Origin of the sequence: Corynebacterium incognita, from assembly GCF_014217255.1 — a bacterium.
GTDB lineage: Bacteria > Actinomycetota > Actinomycetes > Mycobacteriales > Mycobacteriaceae > Corynebacterium > Corynebacterium incognitum.
In genome coordinates this window covers 262,779-289,369 of the sequence record NZ_CP059404.1, presented here as the reverse complement: position 1 = coordinate 289,369, position 26,591 = coordinate 262,779, and the positions used below count along the sequence as shown (strand labels likewise).

Sequence of the window (26,591 nt, the reverse complement as noted above, 5' to 3'; positions counted from 1 at the left end):
GCATAGGCGAGAGGGGGTTTGTGCGTACACTGCTAACAGAGACTGAATAAGCACGACTGGAAAGTGGGTACATTCATGACTGCAGAGCGTTTGAAGGTTGGCGTTATAGGTGCGGCCGGGCGTGTGGGGCAGGCGATCGTGGACGGTGTGAACGCCGCGGACGATATGGAGCTCGTGGCAACGGTGAGCCGCGGCGATGACCTGGCCGAGCTCGTCAGCGCCGGTGCCCAGGTGGCCGTAGACTTCACCACCCCCAACGTGGTCATGGACAACCTCGAATTCTGCGTGAGCCACGGCATCCACGCAGTAGTGGGCACCACTGGTTTCGACGAGGGCCGCCTGGCCACCGTCCGCAGCTGGTGTGAAAAGGAAGGCGCGGGGCACGTGCTCATCGCCCCGAACTTCGCCATTTCCGCGGTGCTGACCATGGTCTTTGCCCGCCAGGCGGCGCAATACTTCGAGTCCGCCGAGGTCGTGGAATTCCACCACCCCAATAAGCTGGACGCGCCGTCAGGTACGGCAGTCCACACGGCGCAAGGGATCGCGCAGGCCCGTCGCGAAGCAGGTATGGGCGCGCAACCTGACGCCACGGAGAAGGCCCTGGAGGGCTCCCGGGGCGCGGACGTCGATGGTGTCCCAGTCCACGCGGTGCGCATGCAGGGCATGGTCGCCCACGAGGAGGTTATCTTCGGCACCCAGGGGCAATCCCTGACTATTCGACAGGACTCCTACGACCGCACCAGTTTCACCCCGGGCGTGTTGGTGGGGGTACGCCAGATAGCCGCGCACCCAGGTCTGACGGTGGGATTGGAACACTACCTTGGCCTCTAACACAACGAGCGGGGCAAGCGCGCGGGAATTGGACATCCAGCTGGTGGCCGCTACGGAGATGCTTCCCGACCTGCGGGTGGGCGCGAATGACTCCGTGTGGGCGCCCGGCGGGCCCGCCGCGGACGCGGAGGCGCTGGTGGAATTCGCGGGCCGCGCCCGCTATGAATCATTTGGCAATCCCAACCCACGGACGGCAGACACTGAGGCCTATGTGCACCACGTGATGGAGATGGGGCACCGGGACCTGCTGGAGCATGCCTCGGCCACCATGTTCATCCGGGGATTGTCCTATACCGCGGCGCGGGAAATCCTGGACACCCCGGGGCTCCACGTCACGCGTTCGTCGGCGCCGCGCACGTTGCCCGAGGCGCTGGAGGTGGTAGTCCCCGCGGACATAAAGGGCGACGAGCAGCTGGAGCGGCTGTTTTTGCGTGCGGTGGAGGACACCAATTTCGTCTACAACGAATTGGTCGCTGGCTTGGAAGAGGCGCTGGCCGACGAGGACAATGCTCTGGTGCGCACAAAGCGGGTCCAGGAGGCGGCCCGCGCGATTATGCCGCAGGCTACTGACACCCCGTTGCTGGTCACCGGCAGTGTGGCACAGTGGCGGGAGTTTATTGTGCGCTGCGGTGGCCGTCTCGCCAGCCCGGAGACGCGTGCGGTGTCCATCGGGGTGCTGGAGTTGCTGCGCGGGCGCTCGCCCGTGCTTGTCGACGACCTCGTGGTCACCCGCGCCGATGATCCTTCCGGTGGGGGAGAGGGCGCCGAATACGTCGTGTCCCAGATTTAAGTTGGGTTTTGGGCGCCCCGATACCCACGAAACGGTGAACAACGGGTAACCTTAGGCGTCATGAGCACAGGTCTAGTAGCGAAAACCGGAGTCGAAACTTTTGGCACCGTCGGTGTCGCCATGATCACCCCGTTTGATCGTGACGGCGCAGTAGACATCGCCAAAGGCGTTGAACTAGCGACCCGCCTGGTGGACAACGGTTGCGACAGCCTCGTTCTTGCAGGAACGACTGGCGAATCGCCGACCACGACCACGAGCGAAAAGCTTGACCTGCTCAAAGAAGTGAAAAAAGAGGTTGGTTCTCGCGCCCGCATTATGGCTGGCGCAGGGACTAATAATACGGCGAGCACCATTGAGCTGGCGCGCGCTTCCGCGGAAGCGGGGGCTGACTCCTTGCTCGTGGTGACCCCGTATTACTCGAAGCCGAGCCAAGAGGGGCTCGTGCAGCACTTCACCGCTGTAGCCGGCGCCACCGATCTTCCGGTGTGCCTCTACGACATTCCGGGCCGCTCCGGAATCCCGCTTACCGCAGACACTCTGCGCACCCTTTCTGAACTGCCTACCGTGACCGCGGTGAAGGACGCCAAGGGCGACCTCGCGGAAGCGGGGCAGCTGATCAGTGAAACGGGCATGGCTTGGTTGTCGGGCGAAGATTCGCTCAACCTGGCCTGGCTGGCTTTGGGTGCTACGGGTGTCATTTCCGTCATCGGGCACCTAGCGCCTCGCGCGCTGCGTGAGATGCACGATGCGGTAGACCGCGGGGATTTGGAGCGTGCACGTGAGATTAATTCAACAACTGTTTTGCCTTTGACCCGGGCGCAAGCGCGCCTGGGCGGTGCCACCCTGGCTAAGGCCGGCCTGCATTTGCAGGGCATCGAGGTAGGCGCTCCTCGTCTTCCTGTCACAGCTGCAACTGACGCACAGCTAGAGGAGCTCCGCGACGATATGACACAAGCTGGAGTCCTTTAACACATGACTGAACCCCGTAATCGCGCACGGAAGGTGACCCGCAAGGCGGGCCCTCCGGCGGAGAACCACGCATCCGATAACGCTTCCAACCAGGCGGCAAGCCCGGTATTCCAGGCCCCTGAAACCGCTAAGGAGCCGCAGTCTTCTCAGTCTGCGGAGAAGTCCAACAACAGTTCCGGTGAGGGCAAGCGTTCCTCGAATCGCGACAACAATCGTGACAACAATGGCCGCCGCGGCGACCGCGGCAACCGCGGTGGACGCGGTCGTGGCCGTGGCGGAAACGGCAACAATAACCGTGGCGGTAATAACAACAACCGCGGTCGCCGCAACGTTCCAAAGTCAATGCAGGGCGCTGACCTGACTAAGCGCCTCCCGGAGCCGCCGAAGGCGCCGAAGAACGGCCTGCGCATCTACGCGCTGGGCGGTATCTCCGAAATCGGCCGCAACATGACCGTCTTCGAGTACGACGGTCGGCTGCTCATCATCGACTGTGGCGTGCTGTTCCCGTCCTCCGACGAGCCCGGTGTGGACCTCATCCTTCCGGACTTCGGCCCTATTGAGAAGAAGCTGGACAAGATCGAGGCCCTCGTGGTCACCCACGCTCACGAGGACCACATCGGTGCAATCCCGTGGCTGCTCAAGCTGCGCCCGGACATCCCCATCGTGGCCTCCCGCTTCACCATCGCGCTCATTGCCGCGAAGTGCAAGGAGCACCACCAGCGTCCGAAGTTCGTGGAGGTCAACGAGCAGTCCGACGTCACTTATGGCCCGTTCCGCGCCCGCTTCTGGGCCGTGAACCACTCCATCCCGGACGCGCTGGGCATCATGCTCAACACCCCGGCTGGCTCCGTGGTGCACACCGGCGACATCAAGCTTGACCAGACCCCGCTGGATAACCGACCCACGGACCTGCCGGCGCTGTCGCGCTACGGCGACGAGGGTGTGGACTTGCTGCTGTGCGATTCCACCAACGCCACCGTTCCGGGTGTCTCCGGCTCTGAGGCAGACATCCCGGCGACCTTCAAGCGTCTGGTGCACAACGCCCGTCAGCGCGTGATTATCGCGACCTTCGCTTCCAACGTATACCGCGTCCAGGCGGCTCTGGACGCCGCTCACGCCGCGGGCCGCAAGGTGGCCTTCAATGGTCGGTCAATGATGCGCAACATGGAGATCGCGGAGAAGATGGGCTTCCTCAAGGCTCCGCGTGGACTCATCATCCCGATCGACGAGGCAGCCAAGATGGCCCCGCACAAGGTCGTACTGATCACCACCGGTACCCAGGGCGAGCCGATGGCCGCGCTGTCCCGCATGGCGCGCCGCGAGCACCGCCAGATTACCGTCCGCGACGGCGACACCATCATCTTCTCCTCCTCGCTCATCCCGGGTAACGAGGAAGCTGTCTTCGGTGTCATGAACATGCTGTCCCAGATCGGTGCCGAGGTCATCACTGGCTCCGACGCCAAGGTGCACTCTTCCGGCCACGGCTACGCGGGCGAGCTCCTGTTCGTCTACAACGCCGCCCGCCCGAAGAACGCGATGCCGGTTCACGGCGAGTGGCGCCACCTGCGCGCGAACAAGGAGCTGGCTATTTCCACCGGCGTCAACCGCGACCGCGTGGTGCTGGCCCAGAACGGCGTCGTGGTGGACATGGTCAACGGTCGCGCCGAGGTCGTCGGCCAGCTGGCCGTGGGTAACCTGTACGTCGACGGCACCACCATGGGCGAGGTGGACGCGGATACCCTGAGCGACCGCACGAACCTCGGTTCCGGCGGCGTCATCAGCGTCACCTGCGTCATCGACAACCGTACCTCCCGTTTGCTGGAGAAGCCGAAAGTGGAGACCACGGGATTCAAGGACGATGACCGCGCCATCGTGCCGGAAATCATCACCCTCGTGGACAACACCATGGTGGACCTAGCAGCGGAGGGTGAGAACGACACCTACCGCATGGTGCAGAAGCTGCGCCGCAAGGTATCGCGCTTCGTGGAAAACAAGTACAAGCGCGAGCCCGTTATCCTGCCGACCATCATTCCGATGTCCTCGGACAGTGTTGTCGCACACGACGACGAAGTGCACTCTGCTCGCGAGTCGCTCTAGTTAAGCCGCGCTGCTGCAGCGCCGCATAACGGACTGTGCCCCCCCCCGGCAAGCGTGGATGTACACGCTATGCTGGGGGCTATGTCTTTTTCTGCCAGTGAGCGCCGCCGACTGTCCGAACTCATGCTGCGTCTAGGCCCCGACGCACCCACTCTGTGCGAGGGGTGGCAGGTCCGCGATCTCGCGTCTCACCTGTGGGTGCGGGAAAATCAGCCCCTGGCTGCTGCGGGGATGTTCGTCCCGGCGTTGGCGCAGCGCTTGGATCAGGCGATGGACTCGGCTACCCAGCGCGACTTTCAGGAGCTAGTGGGGGCGTGGGCGCAGGGGCCGTCGCCACGCAGCCCATTTAAGCTTATTGACGCCCAGGCGAACCTTACCGAGCATTTCATCCACCACGAGGACGTGCGGCGCGCCAACGGTCTAGTCCAGTCTCGTGACTTGTCTCTTGTGGTGCAGGGGTCCCTCTATCGCAGCCTCAAGATGCTCGCTCCGCGCTTGTTGGGGAAGTCGAAGCAGCCGGTGGTGTTGCATCCGGGCGGCTTCGATCGCATCGTTTGCGCGGACAAGCGCCAGGTCGCACGCCAGGGCGATGCGGTGGTGACGGTAACGGGCGCCGTGGGTGAGTTGCTCCTGTGGGTCTATGGCCGCGACGTTGTGGAAATAGACTTCAGTGGCGATGTGGGGCAGGTGACCCGCTCCGGGATGTAGAAAAACTCTCCCGCAACCGGTGTGGCAGATGTGAATAGTGGGGGAGGAGCTACTAGTGTGGCTTCTATGTTTGTCAAGAACACCCCGCCGCGTTCCTCACGTCGCCACCGCAGCACCCCGCGCGGTGGCAGTAGTTATGCTGCCAACCGTTCGCGCCCCGGTGGTCGCAACACGGCGACGCGAGACACTATCGCGGTGACGTCATCGCAGCGCGCTGCCGAGTCCTCCCATGAGCGGACCGGTAGCGCTTTTCGCGCTGTCGGTAACGGCCTGGGTGCGATGTTCGGTGCCACCGCAAAGGGTGTGGGAGGCTTGACGCGTAGTCTGACCAGCCTGCACAAGGGTGGGGAGACAGATTATGCAGATTTCGACGGTTACGAAGACGACGACAGCGGTGCGGAACGCAGCGCTCCACGCAATGATGATAGGGAGAGTAAAAACATTTCTGGTCGCAAGCCGCGCAACACACGTGATGCAGAGCGGGAACTAGAGGACCAGGCGCCAAGCGTTGACGCTCGCGTGGGCGATGACTTCAATGCCGACGGCCTCGGATTGGCATTGCTGGGATTGGCCGCAGTGCTGGGTGCCAGCGTCTGGCTGGATATCGCCGGCCCCGTCGGTGCCGCCATCGCGCGCGCTGCGCACCTCGTGGTGGGTGCGGGTGCTCTCGTTGTGCCGGTCGCATTGGTTGCGCTGGCCATCGTATTGATGATGGGCCTGCGTCCGGAGACCCGCGGCGCCATGACTGGTAACACTCGGATGACGGTGGGCATTTCCCTCATTGTCGTTTCCATGCTCGGCCTGATTCACCTGTTCGCCGGCAACCCGGAGGCGTGGACGGACCGTATGTTCGCCGGTGGCGCCGTGGGCGCGTGGACCGGTGGCGTCCTCGCCCTCGGCTTTAGCTCCTATGTGGCTATCCCACTGCTCATCCTGGTCATCGTGTACGGCGCGCTCATGGTCACTGGTATTACCACCCGGGAGGCTATCGACATCGTCGCGGAGTGGATCCGCGGCGTCGGAGCGTCCGCTGCGGGCGACGCCGACTCCGACGAAGACGCCGATGACATGTACGGCAGTGTCACCGACGATATTGACGCTATCGCCGAGGATCGGCCGCGCTCCCGACCGGCGCGCCCGGCCCGTTCCACCCGCGCCAGCGAGCGGAAGCGTTCGCGCGCCGCACGCCGCGACGAAGATCTGTATGGGGACGAGGAATCGACCCCGGCGCCCACGCCGGCGGCAGGGCGGCGTAAGTCCACGCCGATGGAAAATTACCCCGTGGATGAGCCCTCTCCGCAGCCGGAATTGCCCTTCAACCAAGCTGTCAGCGATGACACTGACGAGTTCCCGGCCGTGCCCGAAGCGGACGAGGAATCTCCACGTGGTAGCAAAGCCGATGCCGTGGCCAGCGCGCACCAGTCGATGATCAACCGCACCAAGCGTGGCGTGGCCGCAGGAGCAGCGGGTGCCGCGGCTGGCGCAGCCGCGGCGGCGTCGGCAAGCAAGGTAGCCAAGCCCGCGCCTACCTCGGCCGCGACCAAGGGGAAGGCCGCACACTCGCCAACGCAGCAGCCAGAGGTTGCGGCCGCTCCGGTCAACGCCGGACCGACGCCTGCCGAGCAGCGCGCGGCCGCCTACGAGGTGCCAACCACCGATCTCCTCGTTGCCGGCGCACCCGCCAAGGAACGCACCGAGGTCAACGATCGCATCATTGAGGCCATCACCGATGTCTTTGACGAGTTCAAGGTCGATGCCACCGTGACCGGCTTTAGCCGCGGCCCAACAGTAACCCGTTACGAGGTCGAGCTGGGTCCAGGCGTGAAGGTGTCGAAGATTACTAACCTGCAGTCCAACCTGGCCTACGCCGTGGCTACGGATAACGTGCGCTTGCTCGCTCCGATTCCCGGCAAGTCCGCCGTGGGTATCGAGGTCCCGAACCCGGACCGTGAAATGGTGCGCCTCCGCGAGGTGCTCGAGAGCCCGGAGACCCTCGCCAACGAGGACCCAATGCTCATCGGCCTGGGCAAGGACATCGAGGGCGAATTCGTCTCCCACTCGGTGCAGAAGATGCCGCACCTGCTCGTCGCCGGTGCCACCGGTTCTGGTAAGTCGGCGTTCGTAAACTCCATGCTCGTGTCTTTGCTGACCCGTGCGACGCCGGAGGAGGTCCGCCTCATCCTGGTGGACCCGAAGATGGTGGAGCTCACGCCGTACGAGGGCATCCCGCACCTCATCACTCCAATCATTACCCAGCCGAAGAAGGCCGCCGCGGCCCTGCAGTGGCTGGTGGAGGAGATGGAGCAGCGCTACATGGACATGAAGTCCGCGCGCGTGCGCCACATCAAGGACTTCAACCGCAAGGTCAAGTCCGGTGAGCTGACCGCGCCTCCGGGCTCCGAACGGGAGATGAAGCCCTACCCGTTCATCGTCTGTGTGGTGGACGAGCTGGCGGACCTCATGATGACTGCTCCGAAGGAAATCGAGGATTCGATCGTGCGCATCACTCAGAAGGCGCGTGCGGCGGGCATCCACCTGGTGCTGGCCACCCAGCGCCCGTCTGTCGACGTCGTCACCGGCCTCATCAAGACCAACGTGCCGTCCCGACTGGCGTTTGCCACCTCCTCGCTCACCGACTCCCGCGTCATCCTGGACCAGGCCGGTGCGGAGAAGCTCATCGGTATGGGTGACGCCCTGTTCATTCCGCAGGGCGGCCGCCCGATGCGTATGCAGGGTGCCTTTGTGTCCGACGAAGAGGTCCAGGCTGTGGTGGACTCCGCCAAGGCTCAGGCCGACCCGGATTACACCGAGGGCGTGACCGAGGATAAGCAATCTGAGGCGAAGAAGGAGATCGACGAGGAGATCGGCAAGGACATGGACGACCTGCTCCAGGCTGTGGAGCTCGTGGTCAACTCCCAGCTGGGCTCCACGTCCATGCTGCAGCGTAAGCTGCGCATCGGCTTTGCCAAGGCCGGCCGCCTCATGGATCTCATGGAAACCCGCGGCGTCGTCGGCCCCTCCGAGGGGTCCAAGGCCCGCGAGGTCTTGGTCAAGCCTGAGGAACTAGACACCACTATCTGGATGATCAAGGGCGCCGACCCTGCCGAGGCGCCGAAGGAAGTCCTGGACGAGATGGAGGCCGAAGAAGCTGGCGAGGCTGACGCAGCAGCGTCTGGGGAGCCTTCCGACGCCCCGTCCGACCAACCCGAACCTACCCGGACGGTCACCTACAACCCGACCAACTCGGCGTTCTAACTCTCTGCGCGGTCCAGATGAGGCGCGCGGTGTGGTGGGTGATGTGTACGCCAGCTGCTCGTGTATAGTGTGGGAAGTCTTGGAGGGGAGTACCCCACGCACCCGAGCGCGACACTGATCGTCAACACGGCAGCGGGGGCGTCGGCAGGCATAATTGCTGGTCGGCGCGCTTGCTCCCGGTCGTGTCGGCCGGCGCCGACATTGCTTTTCGGTGCTAGGCGGGGGAGACCTCCGGCGAAGTTCAATCTCAACCATGCTTTGACCGGAGGATTTATATGCATGTCCCTCTATGGATCTGGCTGATTACCGGCGCGGTAATCCTCGGATTCTTCATCTTTGATTTCTATTCTCACGTGCGCACCCCGCACGAGCCGACGCTCAAGGAGTCTGGTTTCTGGACTGCCTTCTACGTCGCCATCGCCTTAATCTTCGGCCTCTTGGTGTGGGGGCTGTGGGACCACGAACACGCGATCCAGTACTACACGGGCTACGTCACCGAAAAGGCGTTGAGCGTGGACAACCTGTTCGTGTTCGCGCTTATTATGGGTAGCTTCAAGATCCCGCGCAAGTACCAGCAGAAGGTTCTGCTCATCGGCATTGTGCTGGCACTGGTGTTCCGCCTCGTATTTATCTTGCTGGGTGCGGCGGTTATTTCCGCGTGGTCGGATATCTTCTACCTCTTCGCCGCGTTTCTGATCTACACCGCAGTGAAGCTCATCTGGGACGAACTGAACGACACCCCGGAGACCGACCCCAACGACATGCTCATCATTAAGTGGTTGCGCAAGGTCATCCACGTGACCCCGCGCTACCACGGCGACAAGCTCACCCACAAGGTCGACGGCAAGAAGGCGCTGACACCGCTCTTCGTGGCGCTGGTGGCTATTGGCTTCATCGACGTTATGTTCGCGTTCGACTCCATCCCGGCCATCTACGGCATCACGCCGGAGGCTTACCTGGTGTTCACCACCAACGCGTTCTCCCTCATGGGTCTGCGGCAGATGTACTTCCTTCTCGATGGCCTGATGGACCGCTTGGTTTTCCTGTCTTACGGACTGGGCATCATCCTGGCCTTCATTGGTGGCAAGCTGCTGCTCCACGCCCTGCACGAGAACAACCTGCCATTTATCAACGGCGGCGAGAATGTAGCGGTGCCGGAAATCCCGACTATCACCTCGCTCATCGTGATCGTTGGCGTGCTCACGTTTACCGTTGTTGCCTCGCTCATTAAGTCCAAGCGCGACCAGAACCTGGGCGCGATCGATACCCGCGCCACCCGTTATGACTGGGATGACGAGGGCAACAAGATCGAAGTAGCCAAGTAGTTTACTCAGCTAGCGCTACGTAAGGGTGCTACGTGAGGGCTTAGAACCCGGTGATGACCGGGTTCCACTCGCGCACCGCACGTTTGGTGACGACGCCGGCCTGCACGAAGGGATCAGCGTCGGTGAGCGCCAAGGCATCGGCGACCGTGGCGGTGTCGTCAAGCGAAAACACAATGAGTGCACCGCCATAGGAATCCGTGAAGGGGCCGGAGCCGTGTATCTTGCCCTCAGCATGGAGTGAAGCGATGTACTCGCGGTGCTGTGGGCGGGTGTCGGCCACCACGGGGTTGCCGGGGCGGTAGTCGTAAATCGCTGCGAAGTATTTCATGGTTCCCATGGTATTCCTTCGTCGTCGGAGGGGCGGGCGGTAGGATGAATCGCGTGAACCACAAGGAGCCCAGGAATATGCAGCAGGAGACGTCCGGATCGCAGGCGGCCGGTACGCCTCCCGCGACGCAGCCTTCCAATTGGAACCTGCCCAACGTCCTGACCACCTTGCGGATCCTGTTTATTCCGCCGTTCGCTTACTTGGTGCTCACCGAGCGCATGTGGTGGGCTTTCGGCCTGTTCGCGCTGTTGATGTTCACCGACAAGCTTGATGGCGACATCGCCCGCTCCCGCGGGCTGGTGACTAACTTCGGCAAGATCGCGGATCCGATCGCGGACAAGGCGCTGATGATTACGGCGTTGATCTGCCTCAACGTGGTCACTTCACTGCCGTGGTGGGTCACGGTGGTCATCGTGGTGCGGGAGCTCGGTATTACTGTGTGGCGCATGGTGTTGCTGCGCGGTGGCAAGGTGGTGCCGGCGTCTAAGGGTGGCAAGCTGAAAACCGTGCTGCAGACCCTGGCGGTGGCGATGTACCTGTGTCCGCTGCCGGGGTGGATGGATACCCCGACGTTTATCGTGATGCTCGTAGCAGTGGCTGTCACCGTGGTGACGGGGCTTCAGTACCTGTGGGACGGCTACAAGGAAAACAAGGCGGAGGCAGGGCGTGTCTAGCGGTGCGCATTCCGCGCCAACGCTAGCGGAGCGGTTGGTGCAGGGCCTTCGTGCGCGCGGGGAGACCGTCGCCACGTGTGAGTCTCTGACCGCCGGGTTGGCGGCGGCATCCATTGCTGAGGTGCCGGGCGCCTCCTTGGTGTTGCGCGGGGGCTTGATCACTTATGCCACGGAGCTCAAGACCGTGCTTGCCGACGTCCCGTCCGAGCTCATCGAGCAGCATTCCGTCATCTCACCGGAGGTCGCCGGAGCGATGGCCGCAGGGGCGCGTCAGGCTTGCGGGGCGGACTGGGGGATTGGCCTCACCGGGGTGGCAGGGCCTAGTGAACAAGACGGCCATCCGGTTGGGGAGGTGTATGTTGCGATCTTTGGGCCTACCGGCGACGCGACGCCGCATGTGTGCCGGGTGGCGGACGCGGGGGACTGCCGGGCCCAGATTCGCGCGGCGGCGGTCGAGACCGCTTTCGCGCAGCTGATCCAGCTGATCGAAAATTAAGGAACTAAGGCGGGAACAAAACGCTCGCCTGTGACGTTAAACAGGGTAATGAACACGACTACTGCTCTATTAGACAAACCACTGGTCCATACGCCAGCACAGCGAGAGGTCCTGGCGCCGCACCGTGCCCCACGCCGTCATCCAGAGCCTTTGCTGCGCGAGGCGCTGGGAATGACGCTGCGTGGCTTCCGCGCTGATAAGGGCGTGACGCTGCGCGAGCTAGCAACGATGGCCCGCGTTTCTCCTGGGTACCTATCGGAGCTTGAGCGCGGTCGCAAAGAAGTGTCCTCTGAGCTTCTGGCCGCCATCTGTCACGGCCTCGGTGCCACCGTCTCCGAGGTTCTGCTTGAGGCGGTGGGCAACATGGCAATGCAGTCGATGGATGAAGAGCTTGCATCTACTACTCCTGCAGCAAGCGAAGCCTAGATTCGCTACCATTTAGGTAGTAATTTATTTCGATTCTCGCGAGAGCTTTAAAGAAAGGCGGCTTGACCCCTTATGGCTAACCCATTCGTCAAGGCATGGAAGTACCTGATGGCATTGTTCGACTCCAAGATTGAGGAGAACGCTGATCCGAAGGTCCAGATCGAGCAGGCCATCGAGGAAGCACAGCGCCAGCACCAGGAGCTTTCTCAGCAGGCGGCGGCGGTCATTGGTAACCAGCGCCAGCTGGAGATGCAGCTGAACCGCCGCCTCTCCGAGATTGAGAAGCTGCAGGCCAACACCAAGCAGGCGCTCAACCTCGCGGATCAGGCACGTAACAACGGCGACGAGTCCAAGGCCGTGGAATACGAAAACGCCGCCGAGGCCTTCGCTGCGCAGCTGGTTACCGCTGAGCAGTCTGTGGAGGACACCAAGGCACTGCACGATCAGGCTTTGCAGCAGGCAGAAAAGGCCAAGAAGGCCGTCGAGCGCAACGCCATGACGCTGCAGCAGAAGGCGGCGGAGCGTACGAAGCTGCTCTCCCAGCTGGAGCAGGCCAAGATGCAGGAGAAGGTGTCCGAGTCCCTGCAGTCCATGAACGAGTCCATCTCCGGCGGCAACACCCCGAGCCTGGACGGCGTGCGCGAGAAGATCGAGCGCCGCTACTCCAAGGCACTGGGCCAGGCGGAGCTTGCAGAAAACTCCGTCCAGGGCCGCATGGCTGAGGTTGAGAGCGCGTCGGTGCAGATGGCCGGCCACTCCCGTTTGGAGCAGATTCGCGCCGAGATGCGCGGTGACCAGCTGGAGTCGGGGCAGTCCCAGAGCAGCCCGGCAATCGATTCCGGCGCGGCTAACGCAGCGCAGGACACCGCCGCGCAAGCACAGCCGAACACTGCTTCCGATGATGCGGTTGCCGAGCGCATGCGCCAGCTGCGCGGCGAGCAGTAGTAGTTCGCAGTAAGTAAGTTCTTAGTCTCCCACGCCGCGCGCCTGTAGGGCTTCGCCCATCGCGCGGGCGCGGCGGAGGGAGCGAATTATCACCCGGGTGCCGAACGCCAACATGGACGTTCCGGCACCCCGGGCTTTTCTTGCGTCCAAGACCTCGTTGATGGTGGTAAACATGAGCGGCAGGAGTCGAATGGTCAGCGACATCGCCAGGCTGACGTTCTGAGCTGGGAAGCCGAAACGCTCCAGGGGAGCCATGGCCTTTTCTAGCGCATCCATCATCTCGGCCACGGGGGTGGTCAGAGTCAATACGACGGCAGCGATGATGCAAGCGTAGACGGTGAGAAAAACGACGGCGGCTTCGTGGAAGCCCTTTTGCCACCACTGGAACGCGGCCAAAGGGATCAAGATCGGCAGGGGAGGCCATAGCTGGTTCCACATGTTTTTGGCGGGCACCCGCGTCGCCGCCAGGACTAGCGCGGCAGTAACCAGGGCCGCGGACGCGGTGGGGATCGTCTTCGCCAGCACCGTGGTGGCGATGATAAAGACCAACAACACGAGGAACTTTGCCCCCGCGGGTAAGCGGTGGACTATTGAGTTCCCCGGCACGTAGTCGCCGAGGGGGACGGCTTCCATGCGCATCGTGCCTAGTCCTCCTTGGCAGCCATCAGGCTCTTGTAGTACTGAATAACCTCGCCGGGGGCGCCGTCGGCAACTACGCGGTGGCTGTCTATGCACAGCACGCGTTCAAAGTCCGTGAGAAAGTCAAGGTCGTGAGTCACGACGATGAGCTGTTGCTCCAGTGCCGCGAATTCCCTGCGGATGCGGTCCCGGTTACGCAGATCCAGCAGGGTGGTGGGCTCATCGGCAATAACCAACACAGGGTCGATCACCAACACTGCTGCCAGTGCAAGCAACTGCTTCTGTCCGCCCGAGAGAGTATGCGGTGAGTTATCGGCGAGGTCCTCTAGGCCGAAACGTCGGAGGGCCGCGTCCACGCGGGCATCGCGCTCAGACTTCGGCAACTTGAACCGGCGCAGCGAGAAGGCGATGTCATCGCGCACGTTAGGCATGACGATCTGGTTCTCCGCGTCTGAGAACACAAAGCCGACCTTTTTGCGGATCTCCTTGCCATTGGAGCCTTCGGAGACGTCGGCGCCGTCGACAAGCACCTGCCCGGAAGTAGGCTCGCCGAGGCCGTTGATGAGGCGAGTGAGCGTAGATTTTCCGCCGCCGTTGGCCCCAATGATGCCGATGCGTGCCTCGGTGAGGGTGAGGTTAATGTCGCTGAGGACCTCGGTGCCATCGAAATCGACGCTGACCCCGCGAAACTCGACCTTAGGCACGGGCGGCCTTCGCGGCAGTGCGTTTCCGGGCGCCCATGAGGTCAGGGAACGCCGCGTGAACAGCGAGCGCGATGACGACGGCGACGGCGATCTTGGCGGCGTCGACAGGCATGAACGTCAACTGAGCCGCGGCGGCCGCGCCGAGTTCCAGGCCGGAACGCACCATCAGGCCGATCGCACCGCAGGTGTACTGGAGCAGAAGACCAACGATGCCCGCGATGGCCAGCACCATTGCCATGCCGGCTTTGTTGCGCGGGCTACGGTAGGCGATGAGGCCAGCAATCCACGGGGAGATGAGGTAGCCCACGATGTAGCCCACCGACGGTCCCGCGAGCGCTGGGAGTACTGGACGTCCGCCCGCCAGGACTGGGAGTCCGACGAGGCCCAATAGCAGGAACAGAGCGCCGGTCATGAGGCCGCGGCGCCCGCCAAGTACGAGGCCGGCGAGTATGAGGACGGCATTCTGCATCACGATGGGCACACCAGCGGTGCCAACGGGGATGGATACGAAAGCCATGACGATGACGAGGGCGGTGAATACGGCGACATACGCGATGTCGGTGGCGACGGAGTTTTTCTTCATGGCCCAGTAGTTTATAGATAGCTAAGAAAATACTGCAATTGGCATGTTTTGAACACTATTCAACCAGTGGATTTAGTGTGGCTGTGGTGCGTGCACGCCGTGGCTGTAGTCTTGAGGGCATGCGATTAACGGAGTTTGACCGGCTCATGGAAGATGAGTTTGGGGCCACCGAGGGGAAGTGGCTCGCGCACTCGCACCACATTGCCGCGCTGGGCGGAACCCCAGACGAACTGCTGGAAGGGGGCCATTCGCCCAAGAAGGTCTGGGAGGCTTTGTGTGACGAGCTGGATATCCCCGAAGAGCGCCGCCTCGGGGTGGATCGCCCCGGGGTTTAGGTAGCACAGCCGTGTTCGAATATAGTATTTTCGAACAGGCGTGCGTGTCGTGTCGGTGAGTGTCTTGGTTCCCGATAGTCTTGGGGGCGATGCGGAACCGTGACTGTGGCGAACGAGTCCAATCACAATGAAACTACTTTGAACCAAGAATTAGAACGGAGTCACAATGGCAGCTAAGAAGAAGTCCACCGGCGCTGCGGCTACGGGGGCGGACCGCCAAAAGGCGCTAGACGCCGCCATGGCGATGATTGAGAAGGATTACGGCAAGGGCGCGGTCATGCGCCTGGGAGACGACAATCGTCCGCCCATTAAGGCCATCTCCTCCGGCAACACGGCTATCGACGTCGCCTTGGGTATCGGCGGTTTCCCGCGCGGTCGCGTCGTGGAGATCTACGGACCGGAATCCTCCGGTAAGACCACCGTCGCACTCCACGCCATCGCCTCCGCGCAGAAAAACGGGGGCATCGCCGCGTTCATTGACGCCGAGCACGCGCTGGATCCGGAGTACGCCCGCCTAGTGGGCGTGGACACGGATAACCTGTTGGTGTCCCAGCCAGACACCGGTGAGCAGGCGTTGGAGATCGCTGACATGCTTGTGCGCTCCGGTGCGATTGACATCATCGTTATCGACTCCGTGGCGGCTCTGACGCCGAAGGCGGAAATCGAGGGCGAGATGGGTGACAGCCACGTCGGTTTGCAGGCTCGTTTGATGTCCCAGGCACTGCGTAAGATGACTGGCGCGTTGTATAACTCTGGTACGACCGCCATCTTCATTAACCAGCTGCGTGAGAAGATCGGCGTTATGTTCGGTTCACCCGAAACCACGACCGGTGGTAAGGCGCTGAAATTCTATGCCTCCGTCCGTTGCGATATCCGCCGTATTCAGACCCTCAAGGACGGCCAGGACGCCATCGGTAACCGCACCAAGCTCAAGGTGGTGAAGAATAAGGTCTCCCCGCCGTTCAAGATCGCGGAGTTTGACATCATCTATGGCGAGGGTATTTCGCGCGAGTCTTCCATCATTGACCTGGGCGTGGAAAACGGTCTGGTGAAGAAGTCTGGCTCCTGGTTCACTTACGACGGCGACCAGCTCGGCCAAGGCAAGGAGAAGGCGCGCCTGTTCCTCAAGGAGAACAAGGACCTCGCCAACGAGATTGAGCAGAAGATCTTTGCCAAGCTCGGCGTGGGCGAATTCGCCGCCACTGAAGAATCCGCAGCTATGGACGTGCCGGGCGCCGAGGACCCACTGACCGACGATCCGGTGGACATGGTACCGAACGTGGATTTTGACGATTCGGATGACGAGTAGCCAACACTCGAACACATCGGACACAGTGGAGCGGCTCCGCCAGGCCATGGTGGAGTACGCCGAGCGTTCCGCCGCGGGGGAGGCGAACGAACTCTTTGACGCCGAGGCGGAAAAGAACAAGGCCCAGGTCCGCAAGCGCGCGTTGGGTCTGCTCGATCAACGCGCTCGCTCGGCGCATGAATTGCGCACCCGGCTTGTCGACGCCGAGTTCCCACCCGCGGTGGTGGACGAAGTCATCGATGACCTGGAGCGCGTCGGACTCATCGATGACGCGGTGTTCGCCCGCGAGTGGGTGCGTCAACGCCACCAGCGCCGGGGGAAGTCGTCCCGAGTACTGGACCGCGAACTGCAAGACAAGGGTGTGGCCAGCTCGATTCGAAGCGACGCCCTAGCCACCATTTCCGACGATGATGAGCGCGCACTCGCGGAGTCGCTCGCGGAGAAGAAGGCACGCTCCATCAAGGCGGTGCCCGCGGACCGTGCGGAGCGCGACAAGGCGCTGCGCCGCATCGTCGGCGTACTCGCACGTCGCGGTTTCCCACAAGGCATGGCCATGTCGGTGTCCATTGCCGCGCTGGAAGGAAGAATTGAAGAACTTAGGTAGTTATGAGTTGTGCCCGCCGAGAACTACAATCACCTTCCGTGGCTGAGCAGACAACGCAGATGAAGCAAACCGGTGTAGACGGCGCCCCGCGGACCTATGAGGTGCGTACTTTTGGGTGTCAGATGAACGTCCATGACTCCGAACGCATTTCGGGTCTGTTGGAGGACGCGGGGTACGTGGCAGCACCACCGGCCGCGGAGCCGGACCTCATCGTGTTTAACACGTGCGCGGTGCGTGAGAACGCGGACAAACGTCTCTATGGCACGCTGGGTTCGCTGCGCAAGACCAAGGACAACCACCCCGGCATGCAGATTGCCGTGGGCGGCTGCCTGGCGCAGAAAGACAAGGACACGGTCTTAGAAAAAGCGCCGTGGGTCGACGCGGTCTTCGGCACGCACAACATGGGTGCGCTGCCCACCTTGCTCGAGCGGGCCCGGCACAACAACGAGGCACAGGTGGAAATCGTCGATGCCCTCGAAGAGTTCCCTTCCGTGCTGCCCGCGAAGCGCGAATCCGCCTATGCCGGCTGGGTGTCCATCTCCGTGGGATGCAATAACACCTGTACGTTCTGCATCGTTCCCTCGCTGCGTGGCAAGGAGGAAGACCGCCGTCCCGGAGACATCCTCGCCGAGGTCCAGGCCCTAGTCGACCAAGGCGTGTCCGAAGTGACGCTGCTGGGACAGAACGTCAACGCCTACGGCGTACACTTCTCGGACCCGGATCTGCCGCGCGACAAGTCCGCCTTTTCTAAGCTGCTCCGTGCCTGCGGCGAGATCGAGGGTCTCGAGCGCCTGCGCTTTACCTCTCCGCACCCGGCGGAATTCACTTCTGACGTCATCGATGCCATGGCCGAGACCTCGAACATTTGCCCGCAGCTGCACATGCCGCTGCAGTCGGGCTCGGGCAAGGTGCTCAAGGATATGCGGCGTTCGTACCGCACCAAAAAGTTTTTGGGGATTCTGGACGAGGTGCGCGCGAAAATCCCCCACGCCGCCATCACCACCGACATTATCGTCGGCTTCCCTGGGGAGACCGAAGAAGACTTCCAAGCCACCATGGACGTCGTGCGCCAGGCGCGGTTTAGCTCGGCATTCACGTTCCAGTATTCCCCGCGCCCCGGGACCCCGGCCGCGGAGATGGACAACCAGGTGCCCAAGCACGTGGTGCAGGAGCGCTTCGAGCGGCTCGTCGCACTGCAGGACGAGATCGCAGCGGAGGAAAACGCCAAGCTCGTCGGTGCCGAGGTGGAGCTGCTCGTGCAGGCTGTAGGCGGGCGTAAGAACGAGGAGACCCAGCGCCTGACCGGTAGGGCTCGCGACGGCCGTTTGGTCCACTTCAATCCGGAACCGGCCGTTGCTGGCGCGGTGGACGGGGAGATCCGCCCGGGCGACGTCGTCACTGCCACAGTGACCTCCTCCGGGTCTTTCTTCCTCATCGCGGATTCCGGGGTGCTCACCCACCGCCGCACCAAGGCGGGCGACATGTTTGCGGCTGGGCAGACGCCGACAACCGCACCGATTGGGGTGGGCCTGGGCCTGCCGTCCATCGGCAAGCCCACGGCCCCGGCACCTGGTGCTGGAGCCTCCGGCGATGCCTGCGGCTGCTAGGCGGGTAGGCTAGCCAGCGTGTCTACCAGGAATGAACAGCAGCAGAACTTCGCAGAAAGTGAGCGCCTTGCCGCGCGCACCATGGACCTAGGCGGGCAGGTGTGGCCCCTGGCTGTGGCCGTCCTACTTTTCGTGGTGTACCTCTTCCTGCCTCATGCGGGTGCCGCAAGCGGCTGGGAGGTCGTGTTCCACCAGCCTGCGGCCGCTGCGGCGGACGTGAAAATCACCGAACGGGTGTTTTCTGACTTGCTCGCGCTGGGTGTTGGCGTGTTCACCGTCTTACTCCTTGCCACCCGCCGCGCGGCGTTCGGCCTCATCGCGTGGATGCTGGTCGCGGTGGCCTTCTTCGGCTCGATTTTCGCGTTCTGGATGCGCGGCGCCGCACAGGTCCCGGCCGGCATCGGCATGTACATCGGTGTGCTCAGTGCCGGCGTTGCCTTCGTGGCGTATTCGCTCGTTGCCCTCCGTAAGTCGCCAGAACAGCTGGCGGCAGAAGCGGCCCGCAAGCGCGCTGCGGGGCAGCTTGATGAGGTAGGCGAGCTGCAGTCTCAGTTGCGTTCGGGGAGCGAGCCGAAGACTCAACTGCGCTCGGACGCCAGGCGCAACCCATTGCTGGTCGACGACCGTCGGAAGCGCGCGGCCGCGCGACACAAGCGCGGCGACACTGGCTCCAGCAACGGCCCCGGAGCCGACGCCTAAGCCTGCAGTGACGCCTAAGCCTGCAGCGAGCCAGAGCGTGGGTTGTTGCGGAAACACCAGGCTGTTATCGCTGCAAACCCGATCAAGACCGCTGCAATACCGCCCAAGACCGTGAGATAGCCGTCGTTGTACGCCGCTGCTGCCGCATCGTGTAACTCAGGTATCCGCAACGCTTCCACACCGAGAGCGTTGATGCTGTCGGGGAGTGCCGCAGACATCAACAGCGGCACCAGGGACCCGGTAATGGCGATAGACAGCAAAGTGCCGAATTCATACGATACCTCTTCGACGCCCGCGGCCATCCCGGCGCGATGTACCGGGGCTGCGCCAATGATGGCGGTGGAGGACACAGACATTGCCAAGCCCGCCCCAGTACCGGCGAAGACCATGCTGGTGACGAACAGCCACAGGGTGTCGTGACGCCCCGCCCACCATGCGAGGCCGATGCCCATCGCCATCACGATGAATCCGCCGCTGATAAGCGGCAGGAAACCGACCCGGTGGAGGACAGCGCCGCCCAGGGATGATGCGGGGATGGCAGCTATTGCCATGGCGGAAATGACGAGACCCGCGTGCAGCGGGCTAAAGCCATCAACGAGCTGGAGTTTTTGAGTGGTCATCATTTCCACGCCGGCCATGCCAAACATCGCACCACCTGCCGTGAGGACGCCACCGTTGAACATCTTGGACTGGAAAATATCGAAGGTAAGCAGAGGATCAGTGAGTCGCCGCTGCTGTACAGTAAACGCCACCGCCGCACCCACGGTGGCGAGTATGGTAGCAACCAGCACCGACCAGGAAGGCTCCGGGCTGGCTGCGGTTTTGATCGCGAGCGTCAGCCCGGACAGCGCGATGAGCGCGAGGAGGGACGACGCGGCGTCCCAGTGCTTGTTTGGGTTCGTGACGTTCGGCGGGGCCAGCGTCTTCGTGGCTATCCATGCCAGTGCCACGATGGGGACGTTGATGAGAAAAACGGAACCCCACCAGAAGTGCTCAAGCAGCACGCCACCCACGGTGGGGCCCAGAGCCGCGCCCACCACGGCTACCGAGCCCCACATGCCGATGGCGGTATTACGTTCGACTTCGTCGTCGAAGGTCAGCCGGATGAGCGCGAGCGTCGCAGGCATCATGGCCGCCGCACCAACGCCCAGCGCGCCGCGTGCCGCCACCAACGCCCACGCGGACGGGGCGAAGGCTGCCGCGAGAGAAGCAATACCGAAAATGACCAAGCCGCTCAGGAACATTCGGCGGTGACCGATGCGATCGCCGAGGGTACCGGCACCTAATAGTAGGCCTGACAAAACCAGAGCATAGGCGTTAATGATCCAGAGCTGCTGGGTGGCGGAAGCTTCCAACTGGGAGCTCAAGGCAGGAAGGGCGGTGTAGAGGATTGAATTGTCCAGCCCAATCATGAGCAGACCGAGTGAAATAACGGCAAAGAAAATCCAGCGTTGGGCCCGCGGCGGCAGGGTGTGCATGAAGCGCGATTATACGTTCTTACAGCGCTTTCTCCCACACGGTGGAGGTGGATAGCTCGATGGGGTGAAAATGGGCATATAACCGGCACATCGCCTCGTCGCTGGTGACACGGTTGGTATAGATCCTCTCCACCTTGGGCCACAGGTGCGGCAGCGCCTCGAGCGCGTGCAGCTTCGCGATGCGCGCCAATCCCTGGCGACGGCGGTCCCGCGCGGTGACCGTCAAACTCCATTCCGCAACGCTCGGATCGGAACCGGCATGGCGAGACAGCTCGGCCAGGGCCACGGGGCGCTGCGTGGCGGTCTCGTGGAGGATCACCAAAATCGTGTGGGCGTTGCGGTCGCGCTGTCGCGCCGCGGCCTCATGCAAGCGGGTGCGATCCCACGACAGTGGTTCGAAGCTCAAACCTTCGCGAGGTGCGTCGGCACTCGCTATCTCCAGCAGCTCCAGCACTCCGTCGACGAGGGCATCCGGGATGGCATAGTCCGTGGCCACAGTGGCCTTGAGGCCCATGACGGAGGGCGGCTGGGGGAGAGCGTCGGGTACAGGGTGCCACAGCTGGGTCTCCGAAAGAACTTGGCGGTAGCCGCGCTCGCTCAGGATCCGGCCTGTAGGGTCGGCGTCGATATCCGTTCCCGCTGCATGCAGCAGGCCGGTCTGCAGGCACGTCCGTCCCTGGTTGCGAGCGAGCCACTCCGCGGCGTCGTACAGCTCCGTGACGGCGGCCGCGCCCGCAGGGCTGAGAGGTTCTCCGGGCAAGGGCAAGTAATCGACGTCGAGTACCAACTCGCACTCCGCGATGTGCTTATCCTCGCGAAGATTGAAACCCACGTGGATAAATCCAAGATAGTCCAAGTCCGGTTCGTGCGCGGAGGCGCTTGACGGCACCAATGCGAGGCCGACGGGGGAGAGTTCCGCGACCGCCGGGGCCTCGGCGACGAGCCCGAGCAACACCGTATCGGATTCGTTAGAGCCCTTCATGCGGTTGAGTACGCGCTCGACGGAGGTAGAGGCCGCGGGATCGCCGGTAGCCTCCTGAGCGGCCAGGTTGGCCATGAAGACGAAGGTGCGCAGGGCGTCGGAAGGCTCCAGCGGAGAGCTTGGCGACGCCGCGCTCGGTCGTTGCGGCCGATCAAACTGGACGCAGGGCATACAGCGGATGAGCCTAATCGTCGATGGCTGCCTGGGCGGCGTCAGCCCACTCTTGCCACTGGGACGCCTGCGCGCGTAGGGTCTCGGCCTTCTTGGCGTTGCCCTTCTTCTCCGCCTCGTCTGCCTGGGCATGGAAGTCGTTTACCTTGGCCTGGAACTGGGCCACGCGGGCCTGCGCCTCTGGGTCTGTGCGGCGCCACTGGGCTTCCTCTGCGTCGGCGACGCGCTTTTCCACTGCAGCAATCTTGTCTTCGTATTCGCGAATTTGGTTGCGGGGGACAAAGCCGATTTCTTCCCACTTTTCCTGCAGCTCGCGCAGCTTGGCCTTGGCGGCGTCAAGGTTGTCCTCAGGCGTGATCTGCGGGTCATATTCCGCGAGCAGTGCGTCCTTCGCCGCGGCGTTGTCCGCAAACTCCTGGTCGCGGGCGGCGTTATCCGCGTCGCGGGCGCCGAAGAAGTGATCCTGAGCCGCCCGGAAACGGGCCCACAACTTGTCGTCGACCTCGCGCGGCGCGCGGCCCGCGGCCTTCCACTCGGTCATCAAATCCTTGTAGGCGCGGCCGGTTTCCTTCCAATCGGTCGAGTCCTGCAGAGCCTCGGCGCGAGCGACGAGGTCCTCCTTCTTTGCCTTGGCGGTTGCGCGCTGCTTATCCAGCTCTGCGAAGTGGGCGCCGCGGCGGCGGTTGAAGGCATCTCGGGCGCGCGAGTAGCGCTTCCACAGCTTGTCATCGGTGGCGCGGTCCACGCCCTTGATGGCGCGCCACTCGTCCAGAATCGCGCGGATGCGGTCGCCGGCCGCCTTCCAGTCGGTGGAGGTCTCCGCAAGCTCCTCGGCCTCGGCGGCAAGCTTTTCCTTGGCAGCGATGCCCTCCTTGCGGCGGCGTGCCTTCTCCTGGGCGACCTCTTCGCCGGTGTTCAGCGCGTTGTCGATGATGGCGCCTAAGCGCTTGTCGAGGCCATCGATGTCACCGAGGACGGTGGCCTCCGGCAGCGTGGTGCGGACCTCCTGTGCGGCGAGGGTAATCTTCGCGGCTTCCTCCGGGTGCGCCTTCAGGCGTGCTTCCAAGACTTCGACCTCGGTGGCCAGGTCGTCGAAACGCTTTCCGAAGTGGCGCAGCCCCTCCTCCTTGGTGCCTGCCTGCCAGTTACCAATGGTGCGTTCGCCAGTGGCTGTCACCAGAATGACGGTACCGTCATCCTCGATACGCCCGTGCTGGGAGGGATCGTTGGCGGGAGGAGCGTTGACAGGGACTGGTGCTGCGGGCCGTGGGGCACTCGCTCCACCGGGGCGGGGTCCCGGCCGGGGACCTGGCTTGGGCATGTTGCCGGGAGTTGGTTTGCCGGTGGCATCAGTCATGGGTGAGTCCTTACTTGTCGATTCTGCCGCGCGTCACGGCTGCCATTGTGCTCAGTTAGTATTACTTTACCGCGTTTGTAAAGGGCGTGAGCGATGTGGAGGTCTCATTTTGACAAAACTCCGGGGCGTTTACAGTAGAAGTCGTGAACGATAGCGGAACTCAGACAACCCCGGCACCCCGCGGCTATGTGGTGGTGATTCCTGGATCGCCGGCACTCATCCCGCAGCTAGCCCCGGCACATGAGCCCTCACGCCAATTGCTGGTGGCGGCACGTCAGGTGATCCAGCGTGCGCTGGCGGTAACAGGCGGTGCAGGGCTCGATCTGCGCATCGTGGGCAGCCGGGCGGCGCGCTGGCATACGGCGCATACGGGTAGCTTTCGGGCCTGGGGCGACGGTCCCGGCCCAGTGGGGATGCCGCGTCTTAAGGGTGGAAACTACCTTCCCGAGCTCATCGCTCGCTTCGTTGCCGAGGACCGCGAGCCGCGCTGGGTGGACGAGCACCTTGGCGTGACGGTGGCTGGTGGGGAGCTCACCATCGTGGTGGCGGAGGGCTCCGCAGGCCTGGACGACAAAGCTCCGTTGGCACTGCTTCCCGACGCCGGAGCGGCCGACGCTTCACTGCGCGCCCTGCTGGGCGGAGACGCGGCTAGCTGGTCGCAGCACTGGAACGCTGACGCGCTGGCACACGCCGGCGTCGTTGAGCCCTACCTGTGGCCGGAGCTGGCGGCGTGGTTGGCCGCGCAGGAAGCCGCCGGCCACGTGGTCCACCGCGAGCTCGTGGCCGCGGACACTTCGCTGGGAGTGGGACGCTACGTGGCGCTGTGGGAGTGGACACCAAAGGATAGAACACCGAGGGAGGCAGCATCATGAGTGGCATAACCTTGGGCGCAGAATCCATCCGCCCCATCGCGGTGGTCGGTCCCACCGCCAGCGGCAAGTCGGCGCTTGGCGTCGCCTTAGCCCACGAGCTCGATGGCGAGGTAGTCAACGTTGATTCCATGCAGCTCTATCGCGGCATGGACATCGGGACAGCGAAACTGACAGTGGAGGAGCGGGAGGGCATCCCGCACCACCAGTTGGACGTGTGGGACGTGACTGAGACGGCCTCCGTGGCGCGTTATCAAAGCGCCGCGGTGCGCGACGTGGAGGCCATCATGCAGCGGGGCAACGTTCCCATCCTGGTCGGCGGCTCAATGCTGTACGTCCAATCGCTCATCGACGATTGGCAATTTCCGCCCACTGATCCCGTCGTCCGCGCCAAGTGGGAGGGGGAGCTTCGCGAGCGCGGCGTCGACGTGCTGCACGCCCTGCTGGCTGAAAAGGACCCGGCAGCCGCCGCGATTATTGAGGACAAGGACCCCCGTCGAACCGTTCGCGCACTCGAGGTGATCGAGCTGACCGGTAAGCCCTTCCAGGCCAGCCAGCCGCCCAAGAACGCGCCGCCGCGCTGGGGGACGCGCATTCTTGGGTTGCGCACCCAGGCGGAGTGGCTCAACCCCCGCATCGCCACCCGCACCAAGCTTATGTTTGAGCGTGGCTTCGTGGCGGAGGTCGAAGACTTGGTTGGACACGGGTTGGTGGCAGATTCCACTGCCGGCCGGGCCATCGGCTACGCCCAGGTGTTGCAGTATTTATCCGGGGAGCTAACCCTCGAGGAAGCACAGGAGAAGACGACCACCGGGACCCGCCGTTACGTGCGCCGCCAACGCTCCTGGTTCCACCGAGATCCCCGCATCACCTGGCTGGATGCCGCAGGGGATACCGTCTCTCAGGCGTGGGCGGCGTTGACATAGGTGCGACACGGCTGAGCTAGACTAGCCCCATGATTGCGACGCAGGAGAACTTCGCGCTCGAATTCGGCCGCGGCCACGGCACGGAAAATGATTTCGTCATCGTGCCCGACGAGTACGCCCAATTGGGCATCTCCCCGGACCGGGTACGCGCGCTGTGTGATCGTCGCACGGGTATCGGCGGTGACGGCCTATTGCGCGTCGCGCGCGCCGGTGCACTTGTGGAGGCCGGAGAAGTGAGCGTGCTCGCACCTGGGATCGCAGACCACGACTGGTTCATGGACTATCGCAACGCCGATGGCTCGGTGGCGCAGATGTGTGGCAATGGCATGCGAGTCTTCGCCCACTGGCTCGTCGCGCAGAAACTCATCGACGTCCCGGCTGGGCAGCCCTGGACGGTCGGTACCCGTGCCGGTGCCAAGCAGGTGGTGGTCCACGAGGCCACGTCTGACGCCGCCACTGTTTCGGTGCACATGGGCTTGCCGCGCGTCACGGGCCTATCGACGGTGCGGATGGCAGGGCGTCGCTACGCCGGCCTGGGCGTGGACATGGGTAACCCGCACCTTGCAGCCGTGGTGCCTGGGCTGGACGCAGCGGGTCTGCATGAGCTGGAGCTGGCACCGCCAGCCTACGACCCGGAGTTCTTCCCCGAAGGCGTCAACGTAGAGATTGTGACCCCACTGCGCAGCGATGACGATGGGCGCAACGCGGTGTCCATGCGCGTGTACGAGCGCGGGGTCGGGGAGACCAAATCCTGCGGTACCGGTACCGTCGCCGCGGCGTGCGCCGCGCTTGCCGACGCCGGGGCCGGCGAAGGTGAGGTCATCGTTCACGTTCCCGGCGGTCGTGTACAAGTCGCCATCACCGCGGGGGACGCGGTGCTCACCGGGCCATCGGCGATCGTGGCTACGGGAAAAACAGTGCTTTAAGTGGCGTTTCCTGCCGAGCCGTTGTGCCCCGAGGGGCCGATGCGCTGTGCGGCCTGGCGGGCGCGCAGCCAAGCGGCACGCAGCGCGGCGGCGCGCTTATCGGTGACACTCAGTAGGGTTTCCAGTTGCTGGGTTTCCAGTGCGGGATCCGCCAGACGGGCATTGAGCCGACGAAGGAAGCGCCGTGAGCTTGTGCGCTGGTAATGAAAATCGGAAATATCGGCGTCGGTGCAGTCTTGGTCCATGAGGGCGGGCCGGTGAATGGTCCGGTCTGCCAAGCAATCTGTGTCTGGACTGCAGCTAAAACGCTCGTATTCGGCGAGGACGTCCTCGACGTCTTCTGCCGACAGCGCGATGGAGGTGCGCAAAGCCTTGTGCTCGAAAGCGTCGGGGCGCTGGCGCAGGAGCAAAAAGGTAAGAACTAAGAGGACGAGAGATAGCAAAGCCCCCGGCACGAGCAGCCGCCACACCAGGCCGATGCAGCACAGCGCCACGATGGCCAGTGTGAGCCACCGCTGCCAGAGATTGGAAAAGGGGCTCGCTGGAATGATCATCGTC

Annotated in this window: 27 protein-coding genes; 19 read left to right on the top strand and 8 right to left on the bottom strand. The window is 63.4% G+C overall.

Annotation, left to right across the window (positions count from 1 at the left end):
• Positions 1-75 precede the first annotated feature (75 nt).
• The 7 genes from dapB to H0194_RS01355 all read left to right on the top strand — a co-directional run bounded on the left by dapB (position 76) and on the right by H0194_RS01355 (position 9,975).
• Positions 76-831 carry a 4-hydroxy-tetrahydrodipicolinate reductase gene (gene dapB, locus H0194_RS01385; RefSeq protein ID WP_185176110.1) on the top strand — a complete coding sequence of 252 codons (756 nt, stop codon included), beginning with the start codon at positions 76-78 and terminating at the stop codon, positions 829-831.
• Entirely contained in the window at positions 821-1,621 is an 801-nt protein-coding gene (locus H0194_RS01380; RefSeq protein ID WP_246388991.1) for an FAD-dependent thymidylate synthase, read from the top strand. The genes dapB and H0194_RS01380 overlap by 11 nt, the downstream gene beginning before the upstream one ends.
• Before the next feature lie 60 nt (positions 1,622-1,681).
• Positions 1,682-2,590 (top strand): 4-hydroxy-tetrahydrodipicolinate synthase, encoded by a 909-nt coding sequence (gene dapA / locus H0194_RS01375; RefSeq protein WP_185176109.1) that lies wholly within the window; start codon positions 1,682-1,684, stop codon positions 2,588-2,590.
• Between the two features lie 3 nt (positions 2,591-2,593).
• Positions 2,594-4,687: a ribonuclease J gene (locus H0194_RS01370; protein WP_185176108.1), complete on the top strand. Its 2,094-nt coding sequence runs from the start codon at positions 2,594-2,596 to the stop codon at positions 4,685-4,687.
• Positions 4,688-4,768: 81 nt separating this feature from the next.
• Positions 4,769-5,395 (top strand): TIGR03085 family metal-binding protein, encoded by a 627-nt coding sequence (locus H0194_RS01365; RefSeq protein ID WP_246388989.1) that lies wholly within the window; start codon positions 4,769-4,771, stop codon positions 5,393-5,395.
• A gap of 66 nt (positions 5,396-5,461) precedes the next feature.
• A complete protein-coding gene (locus H0194_RS01360) occupies positions 5,462-8,650 on the top strand; it encodes an FtsK/SpoIIIE family DNA translocase (RefSeq protein WP_185176807.1) in 3,189 nt (1,062 codons plus the stop codon).
• A gap of 275 nt (positions 8,651-8,925) precedes the next feature.
• The gene (locus H0194_RS01355; protein ID WP_185176106.1) at positions 8,926-9,975 is read left to right on the top strand and encodes a TerC family protein; all 1,050 of its coding nucleotides are present in this window, start codon (positions 8,926-8,928) and stop codon (positions 9,973-9,975) included.
• 40 nt (positions 9,976-10,015) lie between these two features.
• Here H0194_RS01355 and H0194_RS01350 read toward each other — a convergent pair whose 3' ends face one another.
• Positions 10,016-10,312 carry a YciI family protein gene (locus H0194_RS01350; protein ID WP_246388986.1) on the bottom strand — a complete coding sequence of 99 codons (297 nt, stop codon included), beginning with the start codon at positions 10,310-10,312 and terminating at the stop codon, positions 10,016-10,018.
• 68 nt (positions 10,313-10,380) lie between these two features.
• Between H0194_RS01350 and pgsA the strand changes: the two genes are divergently transcribed.
• The 4 genes from pgsA (at position 10,381) to H0194_RS01330 (ending at position 12,844) form a co-directional block, all read left to right on the top strand.
• Positions 10,381-10,977, top strand: coding sequence for a CDP-diacylglycerol--glycerol-3-phosphate 3-phosphatidyltransferase (gene pgsA / locus H0194_RS01345; protein WP_185176105.1), 597 nt, complete (start codon positions 10,381-10,383; stop codon positions 10,975-10,977).
• Complete coding sequence (locus H0194_RS01340) at positions 10,970-11,473, top strand: CinA family protein (protein ID WP_185176104.1); 504 nt, start codon at positions 10,970-10,972, stop codon at positions 11,471-11,473. The genes pgsA and H0194_RS01340 overlap by 8 nt, the downstream gene beginning before the upstream one ends.
• A 48-nt stretch (positions 11,474-11,521) precedes the next feature.
• Positions 11,522-11,899, top strand: a complete 378-nt coding sequence (locus H0194_RS01335) for a helix-turn-helix domain-containing protein (protein WP_185176103.1) — start codon at positions 11,522-11,524, stop codon at positions 11,897-11,899.
• Between the two features lie 72 nt (positions 11,900-11,971).
• Positions 11,972-12,844 carry a PspA/IM30 family protein gene (locus tag H0194_RS01330; protein ID WP_185176102.1) on the top strand — a complete coding sequence of 291 codons (873 nt, stop codon included), beginning with the start codon at positions 11,972-11,974 and terminating at the stop codon, positions 12,842-12,844.
• 21 nt (positions 12,845-12,865) lie between these two features.
• Here the strand turns inward: H0194_RS01330 and H0194_RS01325 are convergent, their stop codons facing one another.
• The 3 genes from H0194_RS01325 to H0194_RS01315 are packed head-to-tail and all read right to left on the bottom strand — an operon-like array spanning position 12,866 to position 14,770.
• The gene (locus H0194_RS01325) at positions 12,866-13,483 is read right to left on the bottom strand and encodes an energy-coupling factor transporter transmembrane component T family protein (protein WP_185176101.1); all 618 of its coding nucleotides are present in this window, start codon (positions 13,481-13,483) and stop codon (positions 12,866-12,868) included.
• Between the two features lie 5 nt (positions 13,484-13,488).
• Entirely contained in the window at positions 13,489-14,187 is a 699-nt protein-coding gene (locus tag H0194_RS01320) for an energy-coupling factor ABC transporter ATP-binding protein (protein ID WP_185176100.1), read from the bottom strand.
• Complete coding sequence (locus H0194_RS01315; RefSeq protein WP_185176099.1) at positions 14,180-14,770, bottom strand: biotin transporter BioY; 591 nt, start codon at positions 14,768-14,770, stop codon at positions 14,180-14,182. Before H0194_RS01315 ends, H0194_RS01320 begins: the two co-directional genes overlap by 8 nt.
• 119 nt (positions 14,771-14,889) lie before the next feature.
• Between H0194_RS01315 and H0194_RS01310 the strand changes: the two genes are divergently transcribed.
• The 5 genes from H0194_RS01310 (at position 14,890) to H0194_RS01290 (ending at position 19,324) form a co-directional block, all read left to right on the top strand.
• Positions 14,890-15,105 carry a DUF3046 domain-containing protein gene (locus H0194_RS01310; protein WP_185176098.1) on the top strand — a complete coding sequence of 72 codons (216 nt, stop codon included), beginning with the start codon at positions 14,890-14,892 and terminating at the stop codon, positions 15,103-15,105.
• 166 nt (positions 15,106-15,271) lie between these two features.
• On the top strand, positions 15,272-16,414 hold the full coding sequence (gene recA, locus H0194_RS01305; protein ID WP_185176097.1) for a recombinase RecA: 1,143 nt from the start codon (positions 15,272-15,274) through the stop codon (positions 16,412-16,414).
• A complete protein-coding gene (gene recX / locus H0194_RS01300; protein WP_425486437.1) occupies positions 16,392-17,018 on the top strand; it encodes a recombination regulator RecX in 627 nt (208 codons plus the stop codon). Before recA ends, recX begins: the two co-directional genes overlap by 23 nt.
• A gap of 59 nt (positions 17,019-17,077) precedes the next feature.
• Complete coding sequence (gene miaB / locus H0194_RS01295; protein WP_185176805.1) at positions 17,078-18,625, top strand: tRNA (N6-isopentenyl adenosine(37)-C2)-methylthiotransferase MiaB; 1,548 nt, start codon at positions 17,078-17,080, stop codon at positions 18,623-18,625.
• Between the two features lie 18 nt (positions 18,626-18,643).
• Positions 18,644-19,324, top strand: coding sequence for an Rv2732c family membrane protein (locus tag H0194_RS01290; protein WP_246388983.1), 681 nt, complete (start codon positions 18,644-18,646; stop codon positions 19,322-19,324).
• A gap of 14 nt (positions 19,325-19,338) precedes the next feature.
• Here the strand turns inward: H0194_RS01290 and H0194_RS01285 are convergent, their stop codons facing one another.
• From H0194_RS01285 to H0194_RS01275, 3 genes are read right to left on the bottom strand one after another with little or no spacing between them, the layout of a single operon-like run.
• Positions 19,339-20,802 carry an MFS transporter gene (locus tag H0194_RS01285; protein ID WP_246388981.1) on the bottom strand — a complete coding sequence of 488 codons (1,464 nt, stop codon included), beginning with the start codon at positions 20,800-20,802 and terminating at the stop codon, positions 19,339-19,341.
• A 19-nt stretch (positions 20,803-20,821) separates the two neighbouring features.
• Positions 20,822-21,955 carry a GNAT family N-acetyltransferase gene (locus tag H0194_RS01280; protein ID WP_185176095.1) on the bottom strand — a complete coding sequence of 378 codons (1,134 nt, stop codon included), beginning with the start codon at positions 21,953-21,955 and terminating at the stop codon, positions 20,822-20,824.
• Between the two features lie 13 nt (positions 21,956-21,968).
• Positions 21,969-23,312: a DUF349 domain-containing protein gene (locus tag H0194_RS01275; RefSeq protein WP_185176094.1), complete on the bottom strand. Its 1,344-nt coding sequence runs from the start codon at positions 23,310-23,312 to the stop codon at positions 21,969-21,971.
• Between the two features lie 143 nt (positions 23,313-23,455).
• Here H0194_RS01275 and H0194_RS01270 point away from each other — a divergent pair, with 143 nt between their 5' ends.
• Genes H0194_RS01270 through dapF form a run of 3 tightly spaced genes read left to right on the top strand, consistent with a single transcriptional unit; the run spans position 23,456 to position 26,033 of the window.
• Positions 23,456-24,184: a hypothetical protein gene (locus H0194_RS01270; RefSeq protein WP_246388978.1), complete on the top strand. Its 729-nt coding sequence runs from the start codon at positions 23,456-23,458 to the stop codon at positions 24,182-24,184.
• On the top strand, positions 24,181-25,107 hold the full coding sequence (gene miaA, locus H0194_RS01265) for a tRNA (adenosine(37)-N6)-dimethylallyltransferase MiaA (protein WP_185176093.1): 927 nt from the start codon (positions 24,181-24,183) through the stop codon (positions 25,105-25,107). The genes H0194_RS01270 and miaA overlap by 4 nt, the downstream gene beginning before the upstream one ends.
• A gap of 29 nt (positions 25,108-25,136) precedes the next feature.
• Positions 25,137-26,033, top strand: a complete 897-nt coding sequence (dapF, locus tag H0194_RS01260) for a diaminopimelate epimerase (protein ID WP_185176092.1) — start codon at positions 25,137-25,139, stop codon at positions 26,031-26,033.
• Here the strand turns inward: dapF and H0194_RS01255 are convergent.
• Positions 26,030-26,587, bottom strand: coding sequence for a hypothetical protein (locus H0194_RS01255; RefSeq protein WP_246388976.1), 558 nt, complete (start codon positions 26,585-26,587; stop codon positions 26,030-26,032). The genes dapF and H0194_RS01255 overlap by 4 nt on opposite strands.
• Between the last annotated feature and the right edge of the window lie 4 nt (positions 26,588-26,591).